Source organism: Streptosporangium nanhuense (genome assembly GCF_059358815.1).
Genome location: NZ_JCADBG010000004.1, coordinates 361,324 through 375,968 on the forward strand (window position 1 = coordinate 361,324; position 14,645 = coordinate 375,968).

Annotated in this window: 7 protein-coding genes; 3 read left to right on the forward strand and 4 right to left on the reverse strand. The window is 73.7% G+C overall.

Features of this window, described 5'->3' with window-relative positions:
* Window positions 1-221: 221 nt before the first annotated feature.
* Window positions 222-4,814 carry a type VII secretion EssC family protein gene (locus AC5L38_RS11415; RefSeq protein WP_495242718.1) on the forward strand — a complete coding sequence of 1,531 codons (4,593 nt, stop codon included), beginning with the start codon at window positions 222-224 and terminating at the stop codon, window positions 4,812-4,814.
* Between the two features lie 134 nt (window positions 4,815-4,948).
* Here AC5L38_RS11415 and AC5L38_RS11420 read toward each other — a convergent pair whose 3' ends face one another.
* Window positions 4,949-5,221, reverse strand: a complete 273-nt coding sequence (locus tag AC5L38_RS11420) for a WXG100 family type VII secretion target (protein ID WP_329090315.1) — start codon at window positions 5,219-5,221, stop codon at window positions 4,949-4,951.
* Window positions 5,222-5,534: 313 nt separating this feature from the next.
* Between AC5L38_RS11420 and AC5L38_RS11425 the strand changes: the two genes are divergently transcribed.
* Both AC5L38_RS11425 and AC5L38_RS11430 read left to right on the forward strand, forming a co-directional pair.
* Window positions 5,535-7,304 (forward strand): acetyl/propionyl/methylcrotonyl-CoA carboxylase subunit alpha, encoded by a 1,770-nt coding sequence (locus tag AC5L38_RS11425; protein ID WP_495242796.1) that lies wholly within the window; start codon window positions 5,535-5,537, stop codon window positions 7,302-7,304.
* A gap of 254 nt (window positions 7,305-7,558) precedes the next feature.
* Window positions 7,559-8,896 (forward strand): hypothetical protein, encoded by a 1,338-nt coding sequence (locus AC5L38_RS11430; RefSeq protein ID WP_495242719.1) that lies wholly within the window; start codon window positions 7,559-7,561, stop codon window positions 8,894-8,896.
* Between the two features lie 234 nt (window positions 8,897-9,130).
* Here the strand turns inward: AC5L38_RS11430 and AC5L38_RS11435 are convergent, their stop codons facing one another.
* The 3 genes from AC5L38_RS11435 to AC5L38_RS11445 form a co-directional block, all read right to left on the reverse strand.
* Window positions 9,131-10,120: a LacI family DNA-binding transcriptional regulator gene (locus AC5L38_RS11435; protein ID WP_495242720.1), complete on the reverse strand. Its 990-nt coding sequence runs from the start codon at window positions 10,118-10,120 to the stop codon at window positions 9,131-9,133.
* Window positions 10,121-10,131: 11 nt separating this feature from the next.
* On the reverse strand, window positions 10,132-12,945 hold the full coding sequence (locus AC5L38_RS11440; protein WP_495242721.1) for a glycoside hydrolase family 3 C-terminal domain-containing protein: 2,814 nt from the start codon (window positions 12,943-12,945) through the stop codon (window positions 10,132-10,134).
* 475 nt (window positions 12,946-13,420) lie between these two features.
* On the reverse strand, window positions 13,421-14,626 hold the full coding sequence (locus tag AC5L38_RS11445; protein ID WP_495242722.1) for an ROK family transcriptional regulator: 1,206 nt from the start codon (window positions 14,624-14,626) through the stop codon (window positions 13,421-13,423).
* Window positions 14,627-14,645: the final 19 nt, after the last annotated feature.

A 14,645-nucleotide genomic window follows, 5' to 3' on the forward strand; every position in this document is an offset into this window, starting at 1 on the left:
TCCACAGCCCGGTCGCGCGGGTGGGTCGCCGCCCACAGGCCCCCGTACCACCGAATGCCCACCTGGGACGACATAACCGGTCAATGCCCCCGAATAGTTATCCACAGGTTTTGCCGTTTTCCACATACCGGTCGCGAGTCGTGACATTGCCGCCGACACTCTCTCGGGGACGGTTTTCACTCTGTACGGTGGATCCGGGGCCTGACCCGAGGAGAGCGTTGATGCGGATCATGCTCACCGTGCTCAACGAGCACGCCGACCGCGACGTCGTGGTCGAGGGCGACGAGACGACCACGGTGGCACGGCTCGCGGAGTCCCTGGCGGGCCAGGGAGGCGAGCGTCCGAGCAACGTGGTGCGGCTGACGCGCAGCAAGGCCCCGTACGGGCTGGACCGCGACTCCGCCGGGGCCGAACCCCCGACGCTCTGGAGGGACGGCCGCCCCCTCGACCCCGAGGCCCCCGCGCTCGGCCTGCTCCGCGACGGCGACCTCGTCACCCTCGACCGTTCCCTCGCGATGGCCACGCTCGCCGAGGAACCCGGCGGGATCGTGGAGATCCGGGTGGTCGGCGGGCCCGCCGCCGGGTCGGTGCACCGCCTCAGCCTGGGCGTGCACACCATCGGCTCCGACCCCGCCTGCTCGGTGGCCGTGACCGACCCCCGGCTGCCCGCGCGGGCCGCGGTGGTGCGGCTCACCCCGGACGCCATCACCGTCGAGCCCGGGGAGGGCACGGCCCCCCTGCTGGACCGCGACCCCCTGGAGGGGCCGCTGCCCTGGCCCGAGCACGCCCTGCTGAGCTGCGGCGGGACCGTGCTGACCCTCAAGGCGGTGGAGCCGCCCGACGCCCACCTGGACGCCCAGCCCGACGGCGGGCTGGCCTACAACCGGCCGCCCAGGTTCCGGCCGCCGGGCGGCGCGCGGCGCTTCGAGGTCCCGGCCGAGCCCAAGCGGGCCGAGACCATGCGGCTGCAGCTGCTCACCGCCTTCCTGCCCGCCGCGCTGGGCGTGGTCATGTGCCTCGCCCTCGGTTCGTGGTACTTCCTGCTGTTCGCGTTCATGACGCCACTGATCATGATCGGCCAGTGGTGGAGCGACAGGCGGCACGGCCGCAAGCAGTACCGCCAGCAGGTCAAGGAGTACAAGCAGCGGCTGAAACTCTTCGAGGCGGCCGTCGACCGCGCCCGCGCCGACGACGAGACCGCCCGCCGCGCCGCCGCCCCCGACCCCGCCGAGGTGCTGCTCACCGTGACCGGCCCCCGGCGGCGGCTCTGGGAACGGCGCGACCACGACCCCGACGCGCTGCGGCTGCGGGTCGGCCTCGCCGACCTGCCCGCCGACCTGGAGTTCGCCGCCGAGCGCTCCGCCGCGATCGACGCCCCGCTGCCCGCCCCGCCCACCTGCCAGGCGGTGCCGGTGGCGCTGGCCATGCGCCGCCTGGGCGTCGCCGGCCTGACCGGGCCCCGGCGGACCGCGGCCGGGGTGGCGCGCTGGCTGGTCGGCCAGGCCGCCGCCCTGCACAGCCCCCGCGACCTGGCGATCGTCGTCCTGTCCGCGCACGGCGACGGCGAGGAGCGCTGGAACTGGGTCCGCTGGCTGCCGCACTGCGCCCCGCGCGGCGGCGAGGACTGCGTGGCCCTGGTCGGCGCCGACCCCGAGGCCGCGGCCCGCCGGGTGAGCGAGCTGGCCGCGCTGATCGACGAGCGCCTCGGCGACGACGCCGCCGCGGGCCCCGCGGCCAAGCTGGGCCGCATCCCGTCCGGCTGGGGCGACCTGGGCGGGGCCACGGGTACGGGCGCCGAGCAGCCGTACGCCGCCCCCGTCTACGACGAGCGCCCCTACGACGTGCTGGTCGTGCTCGACGGCGCGCAGGTGCTGCGCGCCCTGCCCGGCATGCCCCAGGTGCTGCGCCAGGGCCCCAGGGCGGGCGTCTACACCCTGGCGATCGACGGCGACCAGCGGCTGCTGCCCGAGGAGTGCGCCACCGTCGCCGCCGTGGAGGCCGACGGCACGGTGCGGCTGCGCGGCGGCGGCCTGGACGACCTCGGGGAGATCCTGGCCGACCAGGTGACGGCCGCCTGGTGCGACCGGCTGGCCCGCTCGCTGGCGCCGATCCGCGACGTCAGCCGCGACGACGCCGGGCTCGCCCTGCCCGACTCCGCGCGGCTGCTGGACCTGCTGGAGCTCCCCTCGGTCTCCGGGGCGGCCCTGACCAAGCGCTGGGGCCGGGCCACCGAGGCCGTGGTGGGGGTGGGCCCCGAGGGGCCGTTCTCCATCGACCTGCGCAGGGACGGGCCGCACGCGCTCATCGCGGGCACCACGGGCGCGGGCAAGTCGGAGCTGCTGCAGACCCTGATCTGCTCGCTGGCGGTGGCCAACCGGCCGGACGAGATGACGTTCGTGCTGATCGACTACAAGGGCGGCGCCGCGTTCAAGGAGTGCGTGCGGCTGCCGCACACGGTGGGCATGGTCAGCGACCTCGACGGCCACCTGACCCAGCGGGCGCTGGCCTCGCTGGCCGCGGAGATCCGCCGCCGCGAGCGCCTGCTGCTGTCCGCCGGGGCGAAGGACATCGAGGACTACCACGAGCTGCGCGACGCCCGCACGGCGCGCGCCTCCCGCGACCTGCTCGTCGCCGGCAGCGGCCCGCAGGTCAGGCCGCTGCGCGGGCGCGCGGCTCCCTCCTCGTTGGAACCCCCGGCCCCGCTGCCCCGGCTGGTGCTCGTCATCGACGAGTTCGCGGCCATGGTCAGCGAGCTGCCCGACTTCATGACCGGGCTGGTCGACATCGCCAGGCGGGGACGCTCGCTCGGCATCCACCTCATCCTCGCCACCCAGCGGCCCGGCGGCGTGGTGACCGCCGACATCCAGGCCAACACCTCCCTGCGGATCGCCCTGCGGGTCACCGAGGCCTCGGAGTCGGCCGACGTGATCGGCCGCCCCGACGCCTCGTACATCCCCAAGTCCGCCCCCGGCCGCTGCTACGTGAAGTCGGGCGCGGGGGCGGCGACGTCCGTGCAGACCGCGCGGATCGGCGGCCGCAGCCCCGGCGCCTCGGGCGGCGAGGTGAGGGTACGGGTGACGGAGGTCGGCTGGCAGGCCCTGGGGCACCCCAGGCCGGTCCACGCCGGAGCCGAGAGCGGCCACGTCACCGACCTGTCCCTGCTCGCCGACGCCATGGTCGAGGCGGCCCGCCTCGCCGGGGTCGCCGAGCAGCCGAGCCCCTGGCTCGACCCGCTCCCCGACCTCGTCACCGTCCCCGTCGTCCCGGCGCCGCCGGTGCTGCCCGGCGACGCGCCCGGCGGGCTGCCGTACCGGGCGGGGGCCGAGGAGGTGCCGCCGCTGGCCTTCGGGATCACCGACCTGCCCTGGGCGCAGGACCGGCGGGCGCTGGCGCTCGACCTCGCCCACGGGGGGCACCTGCTCGTCGCGGGCGCCGCGCGCAGCGGGCGCTCCACCGCGCTGCGCACGCTGGCGGGGGCCATCGCCGCCGGGGCCTCCCCCGACGACGTGCACGTGCACGCGATCGACTGCGGCTCGGGCTCGCTGCTGCCGCTGATGGCGATGCCGCACTGCGGTGCGGTGGTGACCCGTGACCAGCTCGACCGGGTGGAGCGGCTGCTGACCCGGCTGCGCGAGGAGGTGGGGCGGCGCCAGCAGCTCCTCGCCGAGGCCGGGTACGCCTCGCTGGCCGAGCTGCGCGCCGCCGCGGACGGGCCGAGGCTGCCGTGGCTGGTCCTGATGCTCGACCGGTGGGAGGGGTTCGTCGCCGCGTTCGAGGCGTACGACTACGGGCGGCTGATCGATTCGCTGATGCAGCTGCTGCGCGAAGGACCCGCCGTCGGGCTGCGGGCCGTGGTGACCGGCGACAGGTCCGCGCTGATCGGGCAGATCTCCACGGTCTTCGACGACCGGCTGATCCTGCGGCTGGCCGACCCCTCCGACTACGGCCTGGCCGGGCTGCCGGTCAAGGACCTGCCCGCGACCCTCGCGCCGGGCCGCGCGCTGTCGACCGGCGAGCACGGCACGACCGAGAGCCAGATAGCGCTGCTCTGCGACGACCCCTCGGGCCCGGCGCAGGTCGCCGCGCTCCAGGCGCTGGCCCGCTCGGCGCCGGAGATCGCCGCCGGCCCGCCGCTGCGGGTGGACGCGCTGCCGATGCGCGTCACCGCGGCGCAGGTCCTGGACCTGGTGCCCTCCTTCCGGCCCCCGTCCCCGCTGTGGGCGCTGCTCGGCGCCGGGGGCGACTCGCTGGCGCCGCTCGGCGTCGACCTGCTCGCCCAAGGCCCCGCCGCGGTCGTCGCGGGCCCGCCCAGGTCGGGCAGGTCCACGGCGCTGCTGACCGCCACCCACTCGCTGCTCTCCCACGGCACCCCCACGGTCCTGGTGACCCCCCGGCGCAGCCCGCTGTGCACGCTGGTGGACACCCCGGGCGTGCTGGCCGTGCTGGACGCGGGCGGCGACCTGCACGAGGCCGTCGCGGGGCAGGACCGCTACGTCGTGATCGTCGACGACGCGGAGCTGATCTCCGCGGACTCCCCCCTGGGCACCGCGCTGGAGCAGGTGCTGCGGAGCGGCAGGGACGGCGAGCACGGGATGATCATCGGTGGCACCACCGGGGACCTGACCACCGCCTACCGGGGGTTCGCGGCCGAGGCCCGCAAGGGCCGCACGGGCCTGCTGCTGTCGGTCCAGAGCCCCGCCGACGGCGACCTGTTCACCGTCCGCCTGCCGCGCGGCGCGGTCGGCGGCCCGCCCGGCCGCGGTCTGCTGGTGACCCTGGGCTCGGTGGTCCCCGTCCAGGCCGCCGTCACCTGAGAGCTGTCGTCACCTGAGGGCCGTCGTTCACCCGTCCACAGGCCGCCCCGCGACCCCGGGCGGTCCGTCCCGTGCCGCCGATGAGAAAACGCCCCGGCCCTTCAGGGGGTCGGGGCGTTTCGGCGGACCGTTTCCTATCGCGTGGCGGACTCGATATTGCCGCGGTAGGTGTTGATGACCCGGGAGGCCTCGGCGAGCTCCTCGGACATGCGCTGGAAAGCGGCGCGGTAGTTCTGCCAGGCCTCGCTGAAACGCTGGGCGCCGGGGCCCGTCCAGGCGGTGCCGACTTTCGCGGCCTCCCGGTCGAGGGCGGCCACGGTGGCCCTGACCTGGTCGGCCTGCTGGGTGAACTGGGTGGCCATCTGCTGCATTTCCGCGGGATTGCCGCCGAGCAAGTTCTGGCTCATGCCAGTCTCCTTTGGATCGGTGTCGGGGGGAGTCGCCAAACGAAATCACGATAGGCGTAAGGATCACGGAGGTATCCGGGTTATACCGAGCGGCTATGGACGTTCCCTCAGCCGCCAAGCGGCTAAACGTTCTCCATTGTCTTGATTTCTCGTAATTCAAGAGAGAGGGGCGGCCGGGCGGTATCCCGCTCTCCCGTGATCAACAGGTCAGGACCCGCCACCCTCCTCGCGATCAGAGGGCGCTTACACTCCCTTGAAGGCCCGCCAGTCCTTCGTCCGCACGTACTGGCACGTACTGAAGGGAACGACGTCGGTGCACAAGGTCCTGATCGCCAATCGTGGTGAGATCGCGGTGCGGATCGCCCGCGCCTGCAAGGACGCCGGGCTGGCCAGCGTCGCCGTCTACGCCGACCAGGACCTGGACGCCCTCCATGTCCGGGTCGCCGACGAGGCCCGCGCGCTCGGCGGCCAGACCCCCGCGGAGACCTACCTCGACGTCGACAAGCTGCTGGGCGTCGCCGCCGAGGCCGGGGCCGACGCCGTACACCCCGGCTACGGCTTCCTGGCCGAGAACGCCGGGTTCGCCCAGGCCGTGATCGACGCGGGACTGACCTGGATCGGCCCGCCACCGGCCGCGATCACCGCGCTCGGCGACAAGGTGCAGGCCCGCCACATCGCCCAGAAGGTCGGCGCGCCGCTCGTGGCCGGCACCAAGGATCCGGTCTCCGGGAGCGAGGAGGTTGTCGCCTTCGCCACCGAGCACGGCCTGCCGATCGCGATCAAGGCCGCGTACGGCGGCGGCGGGCGCGGGCTGAAGGTCGCGCGCACCCTGGAGGAGATCCCCGAGCTGTACGACAGCGCGGTCCGCGAGGCCGTCACCGCGTTCGGCAGGGGCGAGTGCTTCGTCGAGCGCTACCTCGACCGGCCCCGGCACGTGGAGACCCAGTGCCTGGCCGACGCCCACGGCACCGTGGTCGTGGTGTCCACCCGCGACTGCTCGCTGCAGCGGCGCCACCAGAAGCTGGTCGAGGAGGCCCCTGCCCCGTTCCTGTCGCCCGAGCAGCTCGACCTGCTCTACACGAGCTCCAAGGCGATCCTTCGCGAGGCGGGCTACGTCGGCGCCGGCACGTGCGAGTTCCTGGTGGGCCAGGACGGCACGATCTCCTTCCTGGAGGTCAACACCCGCCTTCAGGTCGAGCACCCGGTGACCGAGGAGGTCGCGGGCGTCGATCTCGTACGGGAGATGTTCCGCGTCGCCGACGGCGAGGAGCTCGGCTACGGCGACCCCGTGCTGCGCGGCCACTCGATCGAGTTCCGGATCAACGCCGAGGACGCCGGGCGCGGCTTCCTGCCCGCCCCCGGCACGATCACGAGCATGAGCGCCCCCTCGGGGCCCGGGGTGCGCCTGGACGCCGGGTACGAGGCGGGCATGACCGTCCCGCAGTCCTTCGACTCCCTGATCGCCAAGCTGGTGGTGACCGGGGCCACCCGGGCGCAGGCCCTGGAGCGCTCGCGCAGGGCCCTGGCCGAGTTCGAGATCGGCGGCATGCCGACCGTGCTGCCCTTCCACCGGACCGTGGTGGCCGACCCCGCGTTCACCGGCGAGCCGTTCTCGGTGCACACCCGGTGGATCGAGACCGAGTTCGACAACACGATCCCGCCGTACGAGGGAGAGCCGGGCACGGCCGAGGAGCCGGGCGAGCGGGAGCGGATCACCGTCGAGGTGGGCGGCAAGCGGCTGGAGGTGGTGCTTCCCCCGGGATTCGCCGCCGGGAACGCCGCGGGCGGCGGGAGCGCCGGGAACGCGGGCCGCGCCTCGAAGGCGCCGCGCCGGGGCGCCGGGGTGGCCAGGAAGGCCGTGAGCGGTGACTCGCTGGTCAGCCCGATGCAGGGCACGATCGTCAAGGTCGTCGCCGCCGACGGCGACATCGTCGCGGCCGGCGACACGATCGTCGTGCTGGAGGCGATGAAGATGGAGCAGCCGCTCGCCGCCCACAAGGCGGGCACCGTCACGGGGCTGGCCGCGTCGGCCGGCCAGAGCATCACCTCGGGCGCCACGATCTGCGAGATCAAGGACACCTGAGCGCGCCCGCGGGCCTGGGCCGTCGCGGGGGGCGTTCATGGCCTCCGCGCGGGCCGGGGCGGGCACGAGGATCGAGCACTTCGGAGCCCTGGTCCGGGGACGTTCCCGGTCTCCGCGCGGGCCTGGGCCGGTACGACGATCGGATACCGGCTGCCGGAGAGACGCCTGACGCGGGCCGTGAGGGGATACGGTCGAGGGGTAGGGAACTCTGCCGTCCACTCATTCGTCTTTTAGGACGAAGGAGGCTTTCTGCCGTGACCATCACAAAAGCCGCGCCAGGTCGTTTCGGTGCCACGATCATGGCATTGTTCGCCGGGCTACTGGCCATGTTCATGATCGCCCCGGCGGCCCACGCCGCGGCACCAGACCCCAGCGCGATCGTCTCGGAGCTGAAGGACGGGGACAACTTCTACGTCGACCCCGCGGCGGGACTGCCTGCCGACGCCGTCGACGCCATGCGCGGCGCGACCGACCAGACTTCCTCCGTCTACGTGGCGCTGCTGCCCCAGGGCTCGATCAGCAGCCAGTCCCAGGCGAGGACCCTGCTCAGCTCGCTCCTCAAGGGCGTCGGCTCCAAGTCCACCGTCCTGGTGATGAGCGGCACCACGCCGTTCGGCGTCAGCAACATCAGGGGCGTCGACGTCGACGAGCTGCTCGGGCGGGCCAAGACGGCCAGCAGCCCGACCGACAACGTGATCAACTTCGTCAAGCTGGCCGACGAAGCGGCCGTCGGAGCCGGTGCCCCGTCCGGGTCCTCCAGCTCCTCCGGCGGTTCCAGCGGGGGCGTGCTGATCGGCATCCTGGTGCTGGCCCTGGCCGGCGGCGCGGGCATCTTCCTCTACTCGCGCAAGAAGAAGAAGCAGCGCGAGGAGCGCGAGGCCGCCGAGCTGGCCGCGGTCAAGCAGACCGTGGACGAGGACGTCACCAAGTTCGGTGAGGAGATCACCGACCTCGACACCGACGTCAAGCTGCTCAACGACGGCGCCGACCACCAGCAGGACTGGCAGCGCGCCCTCGACTCCTACGAGCGGGCCAAGGTGGAGCTCGCGGCGGTCAAGCGCCCCGATGAGTTCCGCGGCGTGACCACCGCGCTGGAGGAGGGCCGCTACGCCCTCGCCTGCGTGAAGGCGCGCGTCAACCACCAGCCGCTGCCCGAGCGGCGCTCCCCGTGCTTCTTCAACCCGCAGCACGGCCCCTCCGCCCGCGACGTGCGCTGGGCCCCGCCCGGTGGCGCGCTGCGCGACGTGCCCGCCTGCGCGGCCGACGCCGAGGCCGTCGAGCGCGGCTTCGAGCCGCAGACGCGCGAGGTCATGGTCAACGGCCAGCGCCGCCCGTACTACGACGCGGGACCGGCCTACCAGCCCTACGCCTACGGCTACTACGGCGGCTTCGGCGACGTCATGACCGGCATGCTCGTCGGCACGATGATGGGCAGCATGATGACCGGCGGCTTCGGTTACGGCGGCTACGGCGGCGGCGCCGAGAGCTCCGGCGACTTCGGCGGCGGCGGTGACTTCGGTGGTGGAGGCTGGGGTGACTTCGGCGGCGGAGGCGACTTCGGCGGCGGTGACTTCGGCGGCGGCGACTGGTAACCGTCCACGACGGGACAACCGGCAGGACAGGCAAGACAGCGAGCCAGGTAAGCCAGCACGAGCGTGACGTCGGCGGGCGCGCCTCCCACAAGGGGGGCGCGCCCGTCCGCGTCACGGAAGCCCTCGGGAACCCGTCCCGGAGACCCGTGCGAGATTTTCCCCGGACAACCTCTTAGAAGCCCTTCCGGGAGAACACTCACGGAGCCCTTCGGGAACCCCGGCGAAGGCTCCCCCTCAGGTGCTGTCGCGGATGGTGAGCCTCGGCTGGAGCAGGGTGCCGTCGGGGACGGCGCGGCCTTCGAGTTTCTCCATGAGCAGCCGGACCGCCTGGCGGCCCACCTCCTCGGCCGGGATCAGCACCGAGGTGAGCGGCGGGCTGGCGCGTTCCGCGATGTCGTCGGGACAGATCGCCACCACGGCGATGTCGCCGGGCACCCGCCTGCCGTACTGGCGCAGCGCGCCCAGCACGTGGCCGACCGCGGCCTCGTTGTGCACGACGAGGCCGGACAGGCCCGGCCTGGCGTCGAGGAGCCCGGCGATCGTGGCGGAGACCTGGTCGAAGTTCTCCTCGCACGGCAGGGCCACCCCGGTCAGGCCGGTCTCGACCACGGCCGTGGCGAAGCCCTCCCGGGTGCGGCGGGCGAAGCCGGTGCCCCGGTCGTAGACGACGGAGGGGGCGCCGAGCAGCGCGACCTCCCGGTGCCCGCGCTCGGCCAGGTGCTCCACGCAGAGCGCGCCCGCCCGCGCGAAGTCGAGGTCGACGCAGGTCAGACCGTCCGATTCGGCGGGGAACCCGATCAGCACGCTGGGCTCGGCGAGCTCCCGCAGCAGCGGTACCCGGCTGTCGTGAAGCTCCACGTCCATCAGCACCAGCCCGTCGACCAGCGCGCTCGCCGCCGCCCTGCGAAGCCCGTCCGAGCCCTCGTCGGCGGTGAGCAGCAGCACGTCGTGGTCGTAGCGCCGCGCGGCGGTGACCACCGAGGTGGCGAACTGCATCAGCACCGGGACGTGCACCCCCGCCCGCAGGGGCAGCACCAGCGCGATCACGTTGGCGCGCTTGCTGGCCAGGGCCCTGGCCCCGGCGTTGGGGTGGTAGCCCAGGACCCGCACGCTGTCGAGCACCCGGCGCCGGGTGTCGGCCGAGATCGCGCGCTTCCCGCTGAGCACGTACGACACCGTGCTCACCGCGACCCCCGCGTGCCTGGCGACCTCGCTGATGGTCACCGCCCGCCCGCTCACCCGGCCTCGCCGAAGCTCGGTGAAGCGCCGAAGCTCAGGGAGGCCACGGTGATCCCCACGTTCTCGAACACCACATAAAGATCGTGGACTCCCCGCGCCTCCGCAAGCCCGGTACGCACCTCCGTGAGGTCGTAACGGCCCGCGCGGGGGACGGGGAGGTCGCCGACGACGGGCCCGTAGAGGGGGTCGTCCAGGCGCAGGGTGATCACCCCGCCCTCCTCCCCGGCGGCGACGGCGGCGCAGGAGGCGGCCCCGTCGCCCAGGTCGACCGAGCGGAACACGATCCAGGCCCCCTCGGCGGTGGAGCGCACGGCGTCGCCGGAGACCCTGTCCGCGTCCACGAACGTCACCGAGTCGTACTCGTCGTGGTCCACGGCGGCGATCGGGCCCGCGAGGGCGTCGCGCGGCGGGATCCGCTCGCCGTCGACGTGGAAGGAGGCGCACAGCCGGATGTCCCGCGAGGAGCCGCCGACCATGATCTTGTGGGGGGCGTCCTCGACGACGAACCGGCTCCTGGTGACGTCCCAGAAGGCCAGTTCCGCGACGTCGAGGCCCCAGTCGACGCGGGTGCTCTCGCCGGGGGCGAGGCGCACCTTGACGAAGCCGCGCAGGCGGCGCAGCGCCTGCTTGACCCGGGAGCGCCGCTGGCGGGTGTAGATCTGGACGACCTCCACCCCCTCGCGGGAGCCGGTGTTGGTGACGGTGACCGAGGCGGAGAGCCTGCCGTCCTCCACCGAGACGGCCAGGTCGGCGTAGTCGAAGGTGGTGTAGCCGAGGCCGTGGCCGAAGGGGTAGAGCGGGGTTCCCCTGAAGTACTGGTAGGTCGCGTCCGAGGCGATGATGTCGTAGTCGAACAGGTCGGGCAGCTCGCACGCCGAGCGGTACCAGGTCTGGGTGAGCCTTCCCTCGGGGTCGGCGTCGCCGAACAGCACCTCGGCCAGCGCGTGGCCGTACTCCTGGCCCCCGTGCGAGGACCACAGCACCGCGGGCGGGTCGTCGCCGTCCCAGGTCACCGGGTAGCCGCTGCTGATGACCATGACGGTTCTCGGGTTGGCCTCGCGTACCGCGCGGACCACGGCCTGCTGCGCGGCGGGCAGCGCGAGGTCGATGCGGTCCTCGGTCTCCCTGCCGTTGACCAGCGGGTGGTCGCCGACGACGACCACGGCCACGTCCACGGTCGCGGCGAGCGCGGCGGCGGCCTCGGCGCCGCTCACGACCCGCTCCACGCTGAGCCAGGCGGCGGCGTCGGCGTCGTCGGCCAGGCGGAAGACCTCGCCGTCCAGGGCGAGGTAGCGGCCGGTGGAGATGTGCCGGAGCGCGAGCGCGCCGCGGGGGCGGTCCTCGGTACGGAAGGTCTGGCGCACCTCCCAGCCGTTGGGGCCCGGCTGGTCGTTGACCAGGACCCCGTCGTCGTCGACGGACAGGTGGCGCCCGGTCGCCACGGCCCGCAGGGCGTAGCAGCCGCCGCCCCAGTCGAACAGGTCGAACAGGTCAGGCGTGTCGCCGACCCCGAGCGGGCCGCCGTCGGGGTCGGCGACGACGTGACGGCCGCCCACCCCCTCGGCCGGGAGTCCTTCGACCGTGAGGGTGATCCGGTCCACGGCTTCGCAGAAGACGGTCTCGCACCGCTCGGCGAGCCCGGCGCGGGCGGTGACGGCGTACGGGAGGGTCCCGGAGTACCAGTCCTCCATGAGCGTGTCGCCGAGCTGGCCGATGACCGCGATCCTGCGCACCGAGGCGTCCAGCGGCAGGACGCCGTCGTTGCGCAGCAGCACGATCGAGCGCCGGGCGGCCTCGCGGGCCAGGCTCTGGTGCTCGGGGCAGTTGACGACCGCCTCGGTGATGTCGTCGTAGGGGGTGGCGGGGTCGAACTCGCCCAGCCGGAAGCGGACGGACAGCGTGTGCCGTACGGCGGCGTCGACGTCCGCCTCGGTGAGCAGGCCGCGCTCCAGCGCGGCGCGGAGGTGCCCGAGGGTGGCCTCGGGACGGTCGTCGTCCTGGGTGAAGCTGTCGAGCCCCGCCCTGACCGCGTGGGCGTACGCCTCGGGGAGGTCGTCGTGGTAGCCCTGCAGGCCGGTGAGGTTGGCGGGCGCGTACGCGTCGCTGACCACGAGGAGGTCGGGCGCCCAGGCCCGCAGCACCTCGCCGATGAGCGGGCTGAGGTGGGCCGGGCGGCCGTTGACCAGGTTGTAGGAGGGCATCACGGCGACCGCTGCGCCGCTCTCCAGGGCGGGCCGGTAGGCCGGGAGCTCGTACTCGCGCAGCACCCGGGGCGGCAGGTCGCTGGAGGTGACGCAGCGGTCGGTCTCGTTGTTGTAGCCGAGGAAGTGCTTGAGGGTGGGCGCGGTCCTCAACACCGTGGGATGGCTCCCACGAAGGCCGGAGGCGTACGCCTTCGCCATCAGGCCGGTCAGCCACGGGTCCTCGGAGTAGCCCTCCTCGTTGCGGCCCCAGCGGGGGTCGCGCAGCGGGTTGACGACCGGCGCCCACACGTTGAGACCCGCCCCCGCGGGGTCCTTGTGGTGGAAGGCCACGACCTCGTCGCCCGTGGCCTCGCCGACCCGCCGGACAAGGTCGGGGTCCCAGGTGCTGGCCAGCCCGACCGCCTGCGGGAACACCGTCGCCGGGCCGAGCCAGGCGAGGCCGTGCAGCGCCTCGGTGCCGGTGCGGAACGGGCCGAGCCCGAGGCGCTCCACCGGACGCTGGTACTGGTGCAGCAACCCGATCTTCTCCTCCAGGGTCAGCCGGTCCCGCAGGTCCGCGATCCGCTGCGCGAGGGGGAGTTCGGGGTCACGGAACGGTTCGTTCATCGGGGACCATCCCTTTGGGAGCGTCGAAGCGCTTCGATTCCGACGTGCTTTCGACCCGGTTCCGACCTGGAAGGGCGCCCCGGTCGAAGCGCTTCGACGATCGGTCCGGGAAAACTCCGTCGCCACCCGCGCGCCCCGGCGATCGTTACGCGCGTGTTTCGAACGGAGCTTCCATGAAGGGTGCACCCCCGTGCGGTCAAGGTCAAGAGGCGGCGGTGAACCACCTCGGTCCCCCCGGGGCCCGGAGCGGAAGACCGCCTGCGAGCACCCCGGATCCCTCCGGATCCGGGCCGGGAGATCCGCCGGGAACATCATGAATCTAACTGAAAACAGCGTGAACCCAGGGCGATGCCCGGCCCGGCGTCCTCACCGGACGCGGACCGGCACCCGGCGCTCAGCACCACCCGGCGCTCAGCACCCAGCGGCCAGCGGCCAGCGGCCAGCACCCAGCGGTCGGCGGTCAGCAGTCGGCCGATCACGAGACCCGCGGCAGACGCCCGGAGTCGACGGAGTCGAGCACCCGGGCGGCGCCCCCCAGCGCGGCCGCCCCGTATCCGAGCGTGGAGGCCACGATCTCGCAGCCCCCGGCCTCCGGGGCGATCGTGCGCCCCCGGGTCTCGGCCTCCACCGCGGGCAGCAGCCACGGCGCGAGAGGCACGTAGTAGCCGCCCAGGATGACCACCTCGGGGTTGAGCAGGTTGGTCATCAGGGCCACGCCCTTGCCGAGGTTGTGTCCCACCGAGCTGAGGACCGCGAGCGTGCGCGCGTCGCCCGCGCGGGCCAGCCGCACCACCTCGTCGAGCTCGACCTCGACCTCGGCGGGCGAGATCGCGGCGTGTTCCAGCACGGCGCCGATCCCGGCGACGGCCTCCAGGCAGCCCAGGCGCCCGCAGCGGCACTCGGCGCCGAAGGGGTCGAGCTGGATGTGCCCGATCTCGCCGCCGTACCCCTGGCCGCCCCGGCGCAGCCGCCCGTCGAGGATGATCCCGGCCCCGACCCCGATCTCGCCGGTGAGGTAGACCAGGTTGGCCGTCCCGGCGTGCGGGCCGAAGCGGTGCTCGGCCAGGGCCGCCAGGTTGGCGTCGTTGTCGACCTGGACAGGGAAGCCCGGGTCGCGCAGGGCCTTGGTGAGGTCGCCGCACAGGTCGGCGTCGCGCCAGCCGAGGTTGGGCGCGATGCGCACGGTGCCGTCGGTGCCGATCAGCCCCGGCACGCCCACGGTGAGCCCCAGGACCTGGCGTTCCTCCTTGGCCATCCGGGTCACCACCCGGCGGACGATCCCCGCGACGGTGGCCATGGCCTGGCCCGCCGTGCCGGCCGCGCCGGGGAAGGACCTGCGCCAGGACAGCAGCTTCTCCCCCGACAGGTCCACCGCGACCGCGGTGACGTAGTCGACGTTGACCTCGATGCCGATCGCCGCGTACGGCGAGCCGTCGAGCACGAGCATCGTGGCGGGGCGGCCGACGCGGTTCTCCGTCAGGCCGGTCTCCCTGACCAGGCGGCGGTCGATCAGATCGGCGACCAGGCTCGACACGGTCGCCTTGTTGAGACCGGTCGACGCCGCGATGTCGGCCCGCGAGCACGGCGCGTGCGCGCGTACGAACCTCAGCACGACGGCGAGGTTGGTGGCCCGCACGTCGGCGAAGTCGGCCGGCCGCGGGTCAGTCGTAGATGTGATCAAGGTGAGTCCCGCTCCCGCT